The sequence below is a fragment of the Leadbetterella byssophila DSM 17132 genome (assembly GCF_000166395.1).
Classification (GTDB): domain Bacteria; phylum Bacteroidota; class Bacteroidia; order Cytophagales; family Spirosomataceae; genus Leadbetterella; species Leadbetterella byssophila.
Genome location: NC_014655.1, coordinates 1,609,703 through 1,622,770 on the forward strand (window position 1 = coordinate 1,609,703; position 13,068 = coordinate 1,622,770).

14 protein-coding genes and 1 pseudogene are annotated in these 13,068 nt (G+C 43.8%); 1 reads left to right on the forward strand and 14 read right to left on the reverse strand.

The window, feature by feature from the left end:
- Positions 1-6 precede the first annotated feature (6 nt).
- Genes LBYS_RS07710 through LBYS_RS18740 form a run of 4 tightly spaced genes read right to left on the reverse strand, consistent with a single transcriptional unit; the run spans position 7 to position 4,265 of the window.
- Positions 7-474: a hypothetical protein gene (locus tag LBYS_RS07710; protein WP_041823506.1), complete on the reverse strand. Its 468-nt coding sequence runs from the start codon at positions 472-474 to the stop codon at positions 7-9.
- Positions 461-3,166: an autotransporter outer membrane beta-barrel domain-containing protein gene (locus tag LBYS_RS07715; RefSeq protein ID WP_013408309.1), complete on the reverse strand. Its 2,706-nt coding sequence runs from the start codon at positions 3,164-3,166 to the stop codon at positions 461-463. The genes LBYS_RS07710 and LBYS_RS07715 overlap by 14 nt, the downstream gene beginning before the upstream one ends.
- Positions 3,167-3,198: 32 nt before the next feature.
- Positions 3,199-3,633: a hypothetical protein gene (locus LBYS_RS07720; RefSeq protein WP_013408310.1), complete on the reverse strand. Its 435-nt coding sequence runs from the start codon at positions 3,631-3,633 to the stop codon at positions 3,199-3,201.
- Between the two features lie 11 nt (positions 3,634-3,644).
- Positions 3,645-4,265: a hypothetical protein gene (locus LBYS_RS18740; protein ID WP_187287944.1), complete on the reverse strand. Its 621-nt coding sequence runs from the start codon at positions 4,263-4,265 to the stop codon at positions 3,645-3,647.
- Between LBYS_RS18740 and LBYS_RS18745 the strand changes: the two are divergent.
- A pseudogene (locus LBYS_RS18745) lies at positions 4,258-4,512 on the forward strand (nitrilase-related carbon-nitrogen hydrolase); the annotation flags it as partial. The gene LBYS_RS18740 and the pseudogene LBYS_RS18745 sit on opposite strands and share 8 nt — an antisense overlap.
- Positions 4,513-4,622: 110 nt before the next feature.
- Here LBYS_RS18745 and LBYS_RS07730 read toward each other — a convergent pair.
- The 10 genes from LBYS_RS07730 to LBYS_RS07770 all read right to left on the reverse strand — a co-directional run bounded on the left by LBYS_RS07730 (position 4,623) and on the right by LBYS_RS07770 (position 13,009).
- Positions 4,623-4,994 carry a hypothetical protein gene (locus LBYS_RS07730; RefSeq protein WP_510186330.1) on the reverse strand — a complete coding sequence of 124 codons (372 nt, stop codon included), beginning with the start codon at positions 4,992-4,994 and terminating at the stop codon, positions 4,623-4,625.
- On the reverse strand, positions 4,991-5,098 hold the full coding sequence (locus LBYS_RS20025) for a hypothetical protein (RefSeq protein ID WP_510186331.1): 108 nt from the start codon (positions 5,096-5,098) through the stop codon (positions 4,991-4,993). The genes LBYS_RS07730 and LBYS_RS20025 overlap by 4 nt, the downstream gene beginning before the upstream one ends.
- A gap of 19 nt (positions 5,099-5,117) precedes the next feature.
- Entirely contained in the window at positions 5,118-5,330 is a 213-nt protein-coding gene (locus LBYS_RS07735) for a hypothetical protein (RefSeq protein WP_041823512.1), read from the reverse strand.
- A gap of 26 nt (positions 5,331-5,356) precedes the next feature.
- The gene (locus tag LBYS_RS07740; protein ID WP_013408311.1) at positions 5,357-6,166 is read right to left on the reverse strand and encodes a hypothetical protein; all 810 of its coding nucleotides are present in this window, start codon (positions 6,164-6,166) and stop codon (positions 5,357-5,359) included.
- Positions 6,167-6,208: 42 nt separating this feature from the next.
- Entirely contained in the window at positions 6,209-7,120 is a 912-nt protein-coding gene (locus tag LBYS_RS18260; protein ID WP_013408312.1) for a hypothetical protein, read from the reverse strand.
- Between the two features lie 200 nt (positions 7,121-7,320).
- The gene (locus LBYS_RS07750; protein ID WP_013408313.1) at positions 7,321-8,616 is read right to left on the reverse strand and encodes a sensor histidine kinase; all 1,296 of its coding nucleotides are present in this window, start codon (positions 8,614-8,616) and stop codon (positions 7,321-7,323) included.
- Positions 8,617-8,622: 6 nt separating this feature from the next.
- Positions 8,623-9,240, reverse strand: a complete 618-nt coding sequence (locus LBYS_RS07755; protein WP_013408314.1) for a response regulator transcription factor — start codon at positions 9,238-9,240, stop codon at positions 8,623-8,625.
- 86 nt (positions 9,241-9,326) lie between these two features.
- A complete protein-coding gene (locus tag LBYS_RS07760) occupies positions 9,327-11,576 on the reverse strand; it encodes a TonB-dependent receptor (protein WP_013408315.1) in 2,250 nt (749 codons plus the stop codon).
- Between the two features lie 99 nt (positions 11,577-11,675).
- The gene (locus tag LBYS_RS07765) at positions 11,676-12,101 is read right to left on the reverse strand and encodes an NfeD family protein (RefSeq protein WP_013408316.1); all 426 of its coding nucleotides are present in this window, start codon (positions 12,099-12,101) and stop codon (positions 11,676-11,678) included.
- A gap of 2 nt (positions 12,102-12,103) precedes the next feature.
- Positions 12,104-13,009, reverse strand: coding sequence for an SPFH domain-containing protein (locus LBYS_RS07770; RefSeq protein WP_013408317.1), 906 nt, complete (start codon positions 13,007-13,009; stop codon positions 12,104-12,106).
- Between the last annotated feature and the right edge of the window lie 59 nt (positions 13,010-13,068).

A 13,068-nucleotide genomic window follows, 5' to 3' on the forward strand; every position in this document is an offset into this window, starting at 1 on the left:
CAGTTTTCAGTAATTCCCTTTCGCTGTTACGGGCCAGGCTTGTCCGTCTTCTGTGAGTATCCCCTCAAACGTAAAGCGGGTAGCTCCGGTTTTGGTCACCGTACCTGATATTAACTCTATATACCCTCTATTAATACCTGAGCCGTACCCCCAGACAGGTTTACCGGAGTCGGGCGGCCCTACTTCAAAACTTCCGGAATCGTCATCCGGGAGGAAGGCAAAAATTAGATAAGGAGCCCATGTAGGCGGCTCACCGGGATCCTGGTAGCCCTCGATAATGACATAATGCTCCTGCGGAGAGTCTGTAAAGATTTTTTTATGACAGGTGCCTAAAACGGGGATCGTACTATAATAGGTAAACTCCCCCGTGTTTTTCCTATCGGCTTCTTCCGGATCAACACCCTCTTTTCCGCATGAGGTAAGCAGCATCATTAAGCCCAGCGCTAAAACAGGCAATACTCTATTTTTCATCATTTTCAAAATGTAATTTCGGGAAGATAGGCTCCCCATTATTCCAGCTCCCTAAGGATTTCCAGTAACCATATACAGGATAATTAGTAACATATCCCCTCACGCCCTCTCCCTCTACCCATAATTTATACGATGAATTTATTTGGGGCGTAGGCCAGTCACTTGCACTAAACGCCGATATTCCATTTCCCCTAATGCCGGAAGAAGGGAAATAATAATTTTCAATGTATACCTGGCTTGTAGAATTATGGGGTATTACCCCCGCAACAGGGCCATTACCGGAGCGGGGGTCTCCCTTAATTTCTCCTATATTATAACAGCCACGAATTTCGTAAGTACCTTCTCCCGCTATCCCGCCCGACTGTGACACGGCCTGTATAACTCCTTTATTATAGCATGACTGTATAAGGCTAAGTCTTCCGCTTATTCCTCCCACCAAAACACTCCCCGATATCTTGCCTGCATTATAACAGCCATATATTCCTCCTCCACTGCCTACAATCCCGCCTACATTCTTCCCTCCGGATATCTCCCCCGTATTAAAACTTGAAACAATGTAAGCATCTTTATTCGCTTCCCCCGCTATCCCCCCGGTATGAGATTCTTCTAAGCTCCCGCCCACTATCTTTCCCCGGTTAGTGCCGGATAGAATGTAGCCTTTTTGCAAATAAGATGTAATTCCGCCCACTTTTCCGTTTCCATAAATGTCTCCTGTGTTGGAGCATCCTGATATTACCCCGTAATAAGTGTCTGAATATCCGATATATCCGATAACTCCCCCAGTAAACTCCCCAAGTCCCCTGATTTCCCCTTCATTTGAGCTTTTATAAACTGCCGTCTCCGCCAGACTATTTCGACTCACGGAACCCACTACCCCTCCTACAATCCCTGATCCTTTAACCGTACCTGTATTCCTATTTTCACCCTTGGTACCGTTACCATAATTACTATTTACCCCATCCAACAAACCTACAACCCCTCCTGTATTCCCTTTGGCCCCCTGAATTTCCCCTTCATTTACACATTTTTCAGCAGCTCCATTGCCTACTATACCGCCCACAGAGGCTTCCGTATCTCCCAGCACAGTAATCTTGCCTTTGTTGACACAATTAATAGCTATACCCCGGTCTAATATACCTCCTATTTGCTCCCCTTGTCCAGAGATGTCACCTTCATTTATACAATCTTCAGCGTAAGAGCCAGAAACATTATAGTTTCCTGCAGTACTTATACCTGCAACACCCTTCACCCCGGTAACATTACCTTTATTGATACATTTTTTTGCAGTCGGTTTGCCAATGACAATACCCGCAGCATAATCGGTTTTACCATTAATATCTCCCTCGTTTATACAATTTACTATTAAGGCTTGATGACTGCTGCTTGCACTTATTATACCTGCTGCGGATATACCTCCGGTTACATTACCTTTGTTGGCACAGTCTGTAATATGCCCTCTACCTATACCACAAGCATATCCTGTTTCGCTATAAATATCTCCCTCGTTAACACAATTTTCTAGGTTATAAGCCGTCTCAGCTATTCCCGAAGCACCTGCTCCACCTATAATTTTTCCTTTATTGGTGCAGTTTTTAATATTTCCCTCTCCGATACCGCTGCTCGTGTATACTCCAACAATTTCTCCTTCATTTATACAATCTACTATTGTGCCGCTACCTATACCTGCGGCTGTAAGGCTTCCGGTAATATTGCCTTTATTGATGCAGTTTTTGACGTTCTGTCCGCCGCCGATACCATATGCATACTCCGCTGATATCTCTCCCTCATTTACACTATCGAAAATTGTAGTGCCTCCTATTCCCTCAGCAACAATCCCGGTAATTGTCCCAAAATTCCTGCAATTCACCACCCTGCCGCTGGATGCGATACCATACGCACCTGCTAGTCCTCCTGTAACCGGGATATGATTGATACAGTTTTCTATGGTATGAGCAGTGGCTCTTAATCCTCCCGCAATAGTAGCTGCGTAACGGGCTTTTATTTCTCCCGATTTTACGATAATATTTTTAATAAAGTTCGTCTCTGTTCCTCCCAAAGTCCCAAAAATGGAGGCGGTGACACCGTCATCAGCAGATACGGATATTTTAAGATTATCGAGCTGGTGATGATCGCCGTCAAAATTCCCTTTGAACGGAGCATTGGTTTTGCCCAGGGGAACCCACTCTACGCTCATCAGGTCCAGGTCGTCTTCCAGTTGATAGCTGTTGGCCAGTGTAAAGGCGTCTTTGCCAATCAGCTGAAACTCTGCATAGGAGCCTATGGGCACAAACCCGTCTATTGCCATTCGGTGGCTCAGGGTGCCGTTAGAGTAATTTAGCCGTATTTCCGATTTTTCTTTTCGGCCTATCAGGATCAGGGCTTCATTTTCCGGCTGTAGGCTGGCGATGGTTTTATCGGCCCGGAGGCTTAGGGGTACGGTACCCTTACCGTTTTCAAACCTTACCTCCTCTTTGGTATTATCAGTAAAAGTGACCAGCACAGAGCCTGAAAATGTGCTGTTTTCAAAGATGATAGGCGTGTTTTTATTGGTATTGACGGGCGGTTTGGGGCCGCCGTCGTCCGGCAGGTCTATATTGCTGAAGGGGCTCTCCCCCTTACTGCAGGCAGCCAATAAGAATACCACCAGCCACTTCTTTATAAAACTAACGGTAGCGTGATGTTTATACCTGTTCATTCGTCACAAGGGTTTACAATATAATCATCCGTTCAGCGCTTTTCCCAAAGTTCTAAACAGCCTGGCACGCCTGGTGTTGCACTCTCCGTAGGTTGAACTATGATAGCATTGCTGCCTTTTCTTTCTACAAAACGGTAGGTGGTGGTACTCATGCTGCCAAAGTTTTTTTCAATAAGCCTGAAATGAGAATCATCTACCTTTTCCCAGGTTCCAAACGCTATAAACTCACTGCCACTATCCGGAAAACCGTATGCTAATGTGCAGTCTTTTTTCAATTGATATATCAGTCGAAATGCGCTGAAATCCTGCCACTCATCATCATCCATAAAAGAACAATGGGATAATGTATGCTCCCACTTGCCTGCTAAATCTACCCCCTGCATGTTCACTTCTTCAAAACAGGAGGACAAAACCGGGGCCAACGCCACTACTGCGAAAAGCCTCCTAAATAGTTTTCCGGATTTCATTAGGGTATAAATTATTTGTATCTTTTTCTTATCTCACTTTTTACTATAGCCTTGGATAATCCCACCTGAAATGATGGATCACCTTGACCGATATGCAACTCACCAAATAATCCCCATGTCTTACTGAACCTATAACTGCCGCCGGTTCTGAAGGCAAAACCAAAATTAGTTTTACTACTCTGAGACTCTCCGTCTATAAAGACAAAAGAGTTCTGTATTGAAAGATAAGGAGTGGCATAAACCGTAGCTATTCGCTTGTCTAATTTGATGAGCTGGTTGAAATAATATGAGGCTCCCACATTTATAGCATTCGGAAGTGCCCACATTTTATACCCCATGATTTCCTCCTGGTGGTAACTGAGATATATCCCGTAGTAATATGCCACATTGGGAGCAAAGAATGTTTCGCTGTTCATCCCGATGGTAGGAACGGTGGTCTTGCCTATGGTATTTAAGAAAACCCCAAAACCTGTAATTTGGTCAGCCTGATTATAGTCCTTCCCGGGCTTTTTGTTCCTGGCACGGTCTTTATCCTGTGGGGTAAATGCATATCGGTCTGGGTCACCTGCCGGTTTTGGCCTACCTAACGTTTCTTCTACCGGTGCAGGAGAAGACACAGCAGGAGTAGCCAACGGTCTGTATGTGGTATCGGTGAACCGTGTCGGAACGGAAGCCAACCAGCAATTCTGGGGCGGTTCATTTATCGCCAACCCCCACGGTCGCCTGCTGTATAAGGCCTCGCACGAACAGGAAGAAGTGCACGTGCAGGAAATAGACCTCGACAAAACCGAATACTATCGCATCACCTGGCCCTACCTGCGCGACCGGCGGATCGACTCCTGCGAGCCGGTTACCCGGCAATTTATTGTCGGCGATTAGACTTTAATACTACGAATCTATGGACACAAGAGCCGTACTTTAAACGTATTATACAGATAATATTCTTGTGGAGTTACGTCTTCTTCGTCCCGAACTTACTATTTACAATATCAGAAAATGTCGTTTATCTTGTCAGTAACCAGTTTCAATTTACTGAAAGCCCCTTTATCAAAGTCAATTCGGTTGGCTTTTACAGCAATGGGGAAGAAATTATTACTCTTTGAAACCATTTTCAATTTCCGATTACTGTCAATATCGAAAACCACTTTCCCATCCACCATTGTGTTTAGTTCTGCCTGTAAGCTAATATCCAGGTCAAAATCAGTTTCTATTTCAACATTTAAGTCTTGTGCCAGTACAACACCCGTAATAACCAAAATTTTATTTCGATTTGCATTTTTTAGTAAAGTATTGTTGGGGTGCCTAAAATCAGCTTTAAAAAAGTAGTCCTCAACATTTCCTATAGGGAGTATTTTTGTTATGAATGATCATAACTTATCGTAACTTTCTTTCCTGATTTTACTTTTGATGAAAGTTCAAATGCTCCCAAACCGAGAGATTTAAGTATCTCCTCTAAAACTGTGATTCCGACATTAAATCCATACTCATCTTTTTTTTGTTGAGTCTACGGTTAATGCAGGATCAAACTCTTCAACGAGCGTAACAGGACTATCAAATGCATGATTTAAATCGGAATAGTATAACTCCGCTTGTTTGAACAGTGGTTTCAACCACAACTGTAATGGCTTATGATTCCTTACGGGACCATCTATTAAATCATACCCCGCTTTTCTTAATTGTTTTCTTAGTGATGTCATTTGTCTTTTTGTTAAAATTTATTTTATTAAAAATCAGAACAATCGATACTTCTCCAAAGATCCAGTGCGTCTCTATAATATTGATCATTGGTAAATCCCGGACATTTTTTAATATCTTCTAAAAGTTGTAATGAAGATCTTTTGAGCGAGGTACAACCGCTGCTCGAAGGATTAGATAAAAAGGCATTCATTTGCTTTATGAGATCATCACCTTTCTTTTGTATATCTTGGCAATTACCCGGCCTTATGTTGACATTCATATAGAGAGTTTTTGGCTGTGACCAGAATTTTTTATCATGCATTTGACTCATATCCGGTTTGCCATTTTTCTTTGGTGGCTTACAAACGGCGACCTTGGCAGATACTTTAACTTTAATAGGCTTAGGTTTACTAAAATGGCCACACCAACAACAGACAATTATACGTTTGATAGGCGTTTTTGAGAAAGGTGGACCTTGACTTACCTCAGCAAAGCGTTCTCTTAGTCCAGGTATCTTACCAATGGCGCGATTTTGATCATCGTAAGCGATTTCAAAGTAATCATCCATACCATCTAATTGAATAAATACTACCACCCCTGGTTCTTCTGTAGCAATATCGATTTGAAATTCTTTATCCGGTTCTATCTCTAAACTTGGAGTTGTTATTTCCATCGCAGCCCCAAAGCTACCCTCTTGCGGTACAGGTATATTTCCTTTCTTTTTTACAGCTCCTACAATCTCCAGTTGGTCATTGAATTCTCGAATGAACTCAGGATCAATATCATCTTTCTTTTCACAGGCTCCAGAGAGAAAAATCAGCCCAATACACAGAGTTACCGTTTTTATATTTTTCATATAGTGAATCGATTAATTTAATGTTACTTAAGATTTCTTATTTCACTTTTTTACCCAAGCCCGGCATAGCCCCACCTGGAATCCGGGATCCCCTTTACCTATATGCACCTCACCGAATACCCCCCAGGTTTTGCTGAACCGGTAACTGCCGCCGGTTCTGAAGGCAAAACCAAAATTAGTTTTACTACTCTGAGACTCTCCGTCTATAAAGACAAAAGAGTTCTGTATTGAAAGATAAGGAGTGGCATAAACCGTAGCTATTCGCTTGTCTAATTTGATGAGCTGGTTGAAATAATAAGAGGCTCCTACATTTAAGGCCACGGGAAGTGCCCACATTTTGTATCCCATCAGTTCCTCCTGGTGGTAACTGAGATATATCCCGTAGTAATATGCCACATTGGGAGCAATCCAGAATGATTCGCTATTCATCCCGATGGTAGGAACGGTGGTCTTGCCTATGGTATTTAAGAAAACCCCAAAACCTGTAATCTGGTCAGCCTGATTATAGTCTTTCCCGGGCTTCTTGTTTCTTTCCCGGGCTTTATCCTTTGGGGTAAATGCATATCGGTCGCGGTCACCGGCCGGTTTTGGCGTACCTAACGTTTCTTCTACCGGTGCAGGAGAAGACACAGCAGGAGTAGCCACCGGTGCAGGAGAAGACGTTGTTTGGGCAGCAGGCGTAACTACCGGTGCAGGAGCAGTCACCGGTGCAGTGGGTTTTACATCAAATGTTTCCCGGCTTCCGTTTTTATAGATAATCATAAAAACTTCGCTTTTCAGTATGGTATAGGTAGGGCCGTCCAGATGCTCCCACTTTTTATATTTTATCTCTCCGGCAAGTATTTCCAACACCTGGGCTTTAAGTTCCGTTTTGTCATTTTTTATGACTATATCCTGAGCGTAAGTACTTAGTCCTAACAGAAGAAGAATAATTAATGTAAACAGTGATTTCATAGCGTTCTATAGAAGTTCTTCCCCTACTCTCCGTATTCAGCCGCTTTTTCGGGATATTCCGGCTTTTAGTTCTCTCCTGCAAAACTACTACCGGTATACAGAGACCGCAATTACACAAAAATGTGATTTTTTAAAACGGAGACTTATCCCCCCGCACAAGTGAGAATAAAACTGGAAATCCGGAAGAAAACCGGAAGATGCTAAATTACAGCCCTCAGCAAAATTTCCGTTCCCTTTTCTGAAGACTGTATGGAAAACGTACCGCCAATAAGCTCCATGCGGTTTTTCATATTATTTATACCGCAGGAGTCCGTCCGGTCTGAACCGGAGAAGCCCACGCCGTTGTCTTTCAGGGTGATCACTAAAGAAGTTTCATCCTGTAATACCGTAAGGCTCACCTCCCCGGCCCGGCTGTGCTTATAAATATTGTTCAGAGCCTCTTTGATACATAAAGACAAATGCCGGGTAACCGCAGGCGGAAGAACCCGTAATTCATCTGTTAACGTTTGTCTTAAGACATAGCGGATTTGCGCTTTCCTCAAAAACTGCTCACAATACTCCGAAATATAGCTTACAAAAGTACCGGTCATCATGGAGGAGGTATCCAGGTTCTGAATCATCCGGCGCATCGCCTGATTGACCCCATCAGATACGGACAATAGCTCCTGTAAATCAGACTCCACTTCCTTTTGATCCCGCTGCTTACGACTCAAAAGTTCCAGGTGAAGCTTTATGGCTGATACGCCCGCCCCGATCTCGTCGTGAATATCGCGGGCTATCCTGTCGCGCTCGTCAAGGATATCTTTTTGTCTTTGGATCTCCGCAAGGGCCAGCTCCTGAGTTATCTTCTGATAATCTTCTTTCTCTTTGGCTAAAATCATCAGGAAGAAAAGAACATTTCCTGTCAATATTTCGGCCTGCCGAAGATGGTACCTGGATACATCCCACCCGAAAAACCGGTTTCCATGAATACAAAGACCAAGAGCAATAATGACAAGAATGCCAAGAAGTAAATAAAAACTGTGGCGTTTCCGATTCCTTGCCACATAGAAAAACAATGAGAATAATACGAGGGCATCCACCACCACAAAATAATTCACGAAAAAATTAACAGAAACATCGGATGCCCAGGAATAACTGAGCTTCAGCATTTTGCAGAATATACCGGCTACCATGTATATGCACCCAAAACGCAGGATAGTCTTCGTAAATTTTTCACTTTCTAAATCTAGAAAATTCAACATGAATAAGTAAAAAAATAAAACCACAGCACTAAGGCTTACAGAACTGGTTTGTAGCAGCGCGGGATGCCATTCCTTACTAAAGAGATTTAAGAAAAGCCGGTTACAAAAAATCATGTACGCGGAATGCATGATACCTATACCCGAAAAGTAAATATAGTATAGTGCCCCTTTTGCGAAATACCTCAGGATAAAGTATAAGGAACAGCTGACGTTGAATCCAAAGGCAAAGAACGTAAATACATGATTTTCCATAAAAAATCACATTATTCCTCTTATTTTATTGATGGCTTCTACCTTATTATTCACTCCCAGTTTACGGTATATATTGACCAGGTGCTTTCTGACCGTATCCAGAGACACACATTGCTTATCTGAAATCTCCTGGTAAGTCAAACCCTGCGACACCAGGAGAATCACCTCTTGCTCTGTTTTGGTAAGTTCATGAAAAGTTTCTTTGGGACTGAACTGCTTTAACACCTTTCGTGCCACTTTAGACGAAAAAGGTACTCCGCCCTGGTACACTTCCCTGATTGAGGCCACAATCTTCTCCATACTTTCTCCTTTAACCAGGTAACCCGAAGCTCCTATGCGTAAGGCAGATACTATATTCCGGTCATCATCAGACACAGAGCAGATAATGTATTGTGTCTGCAGACCGAACCCGGCTACCGCTTCCATCACCTCTATTCCGCTCTTGTTTTCCAACCGGATGTCAACCAATGCCACATGCGGATTTAAGGCTTTCAATTGATCTACGGCATCCTCGTATGAATAGCACTGCGCCACACAGGTCATTCCGTCTTCATGATCTATAATCTTCCGGAGCGTTTGATTGTATAGCGGATCATCTTCAATTATAATGATGCTTATAGGCATAGCTCTAGTGGTCATTAAGCTCTACCTGACAAATATAGTATTAATTCACAGGAAATACAAACAAGGGACTTTAGATGGAGATCCCTCTATTTCACCGTAAACCTCACCCCTAAAAATCCCCGGATTCCCTGATTGGAGGCATAAACATAAGAAGGATCAAAGGTCAGGCCGTAGGGGTTATTTTCCGAGGGTACCGGGCTTCCGGTCCCGTCAAATACCACCTCTTTATCAAAAGGATCATGCGCTCTTGCAATCAGGAAAGGGGTGTTTTTGGCCGGGGTCCAGTTGAGCAGGTTTTTAATCCCTCCGTAAATTTCCCATTGATCCCTGAAGCTTTTGGTTACCTGGATATTCTGAATGCTCCACACGGGCGAATATTCCGGGCGCGGGTCTGAGTCTCCTAAGAGCGGCAGACGCATGGGGCCGTACAGGTTACCGGTATAATCCACATTGATTTTCTGCTTCGCAAAAGTATATCCCACACTCCAGGTTCCGGTAAAACGTTCGGCAAACATCTGCCTTTCCTTCTGCCCTTCCCCGGTAGTATGCACATCCATCAGCGTACCGCCCAGGAGAATTTTCAGGCCACTGGCAAAAGCAGCATCCACACTCAGCGATACCCCCTTGGAAACGGCATGGCCGTCGAGGTTGGCATAGATGATCTTATTCGCATCCGTATCATAATCCGGAATGATCTTATTGGTAAAATAGGTATAGAAGACGGTGGCATCTACGTTCAGAAAAGTACCGTTATCCAGATAAAACTTCTTCACCAGGTTGGCGTTCCCGTTCCACGAGGTTTCCGGTTTCAGATCTTCCAGGAATACTACTTCCCGGGCACCGGTGAGGGCCGCATGGTCTTCGGTAAATACGTTGGCCACCCGGAAGCCGTTTCCTCCGCCCAGCCTGAATACAGTAGAACGGTCATCCGAGCTCCATTTATAGTTCACTCTCGGTGAAAAAATGCTTCCGTGTACCGAATTGTAGTCGTAGCGGGCACCCAGCATAACGGTATGGTTCGTATTCAGCCGGATCTCGTCCTGCAGAAAAATACCGGGCAGGTGGGTGTGGGTAGGCTGGTTTCTTCCGCTGATGAAAGTGGCCGGAGTATTGTCATCATAGTACGTATAACGGTAGGCCAGGCCGGCCAGCAGATCATGCGCCTTCACTCTCTGACCCCAGGTAAGTTGGCCGAAATAAATATTCTGGTTAGCCAGGTAAGGCGTATCTCCGTATACGCTGTTCTGATCATGCCAGTTGCCGCTGAACATAAAATTGAATTTAGACGACAGCTTATAGTTTCCGAACGCCTCCCAGCGTTGGGTATAAATACTTTCTCCATACACTTCGTCACCGCCCCGGAAGGAACGGTTCCAGGTCATCTCCCCGCCCCAGCGGTCTTCGTACATATAACGACCTGCCAAAGACAAAGCGCGCCCCCCTTTTTGCTGAATGTCCCATTTATTAAACACCGATATTCTGTGCTGTAAAGTAAGGTCCGTAAAATTATCGTTGTTCTTATCTACCGGATTCTGAAAATTGAAGTAGTTTACCCCCAGTAAGGACTGTACCCTGTCTCCCGCTTTAAATTTCCCAGCCACATCGGCATTCACCTCCCCCCAGGTGGTGGCAAAGGCATCTACTGAAAATACCGGAGCCTTATTAGGTGTTTTTGTAATGATATTTATCAGTCCGCCTACCGCTTCGCTTCCGTACAGCGTGGAAGCAGGACCTTTCACTACTTCCATGCGCTCTATCAATGCCTGCGGAATACCGCTCAGGCCGTATACGGTGGATAAGCCGCTCACTATCGGCATCCCGTCAATCAGCACCATGGTATAGGGTCCCTCCAGGCCGTTAATGTGAATATCGCCGGTACTGCATACATTACAGTTCACCTGTGGTCTTACCCCGTTAACAATCTGCAGCGCATCAAATACCGAAGGATTAGGATTAGACTTAAAGAACCTGGCCGTAAAAACTTCCACAGGTACAGGACTATCTAAGCGGGAGACTTCCTTCATGGTACCACTAATGACCACTTCATCTAATGCTGCTGCAGATTCGCGCAACTCAATAACTCCAAGGTCTCTTGTTATACCATCCCAGTCCCTTACCTCTGCAGTATAACCCACAGCAGATACCTTAATCTTCCCCGACAATACCCCTCTCAATTCGAATTTACCCTCCTCGTCAGTAAAAACCCCTTGCGAACCAAGTGTAACGGAAGCAGCCACTACCGGCTTGCCTCCCGACTGAACTCTACCTGAAACTACCCCTTGAGCATAGGAACTCAAGGACAAAACCATTAACAATATTTGTATCATCTGCTTCATAATGAAACAAAACTACAATTGTTAGACGAATCTAACAATATTTTTCTATAATTCTTATCAAATTTTAATCCGCAAAAAAAAAGCGCCTCAATGAGGCGCTTAAGCGGGTTCAACAATCAGTTTAATTCCATCGATCTTCCGAATCTTTACCCGGGCATCTTTATCAATGCTGTGTTCTGCATCTGAGTACGCAATCCAGTCCGCTCCTCTGTAGTACACTTTTCCTTCCCCATGTGGAGGAATTGGAGAAGATACCTTCGCAAAATCATCAACGATCTCTTTAAAATCCTTAGCATTCTTATCGAACAATTCCACAAGTTTTTTACGGAATATAAACAAACTGGCCATAGAAGCTATCCCAAACACTAACAACTGTGCAGAGATTTCATCCGCTAAACCAATGTATACAAAAAGTGCAGTTACCAAACCGCCGATCCCAAAGAATATGGAATAAAATGAGACCGACAGTATCTCTACGATAAGTAGGGCAATTCCTATGACTACCCAGAAGCTAATTGGTTCCATTGTTATTTTTCTTTTTTAATGACATTCATTGCTGTTGCGATCACACCCGACAAATCAGCAAGATTTGAAGGAATAATCATGGTATTGTTTGTCTTAGCCAGGTTACCAAACTGCTCTATATAATCTCCGGCCACTTTTAATTGTAACGCTTCCATACCTCCTTTCGTCTGCAGAGCCTCTGCCACTAAACGAATAGATTCAGCCGTTGCCTCCGCTACAGAACGTATGGCTGCCGCTTCACCCTCAGCTTGGTTAATTTGCTGCAATTTCTGAGCCTCAGATTCCAATACGAGTCTTGCCTTCTCCCCTTCTGCCACGTTGATAGCAAACTGCTTCTTACCTTCAGACTCAAGAATCACAGAACGTCTCTCCCTCTCTGCCTGCATCTGCTTTTCCATAGCTTGAAGTACAGTAGCAGGAGGAGTAATGTTTTTAATCTCGTAACGAAGGACTTTCACACCCCAACCTATAGCCGCCTCATCAATGGCCGCTACCACCGCATGGTTTATCACCATCCTTTCTACGAAAGTCTTATCTAAGTCTATCTTACCAATCTCACTACGCATGGTAGTTTGAGCCAACTGAGTAACGGCAAATGCAAAATCATTGATACCGTATGAAGCTTGTTTAGGATCAATCACCTGCAAGAAGATCACACCGTCTACTCTTACTTGCACGTTATCTTTCGTGATACAGATCTGCTCATGTATATCATAGGCCTTCTCCTTGAGACTATGCTTATAGGCTACTCTGTCGAAAAATGGGATTATGAAGTTGATACCCGGTTGGAGAACTCCGTTAAATTTACCCAGTCTTTCCACGATGAAAGCAGTCTGCTGAGGCACCACCTTGACTCCCATCATGATGATGACTACTACTAAAAAAACAATCGCTACTACAGGATACATATTATATAAATTTAAGTGTTAGAATTATAACAAAATTAACCCAATTACAGATTTTCGCA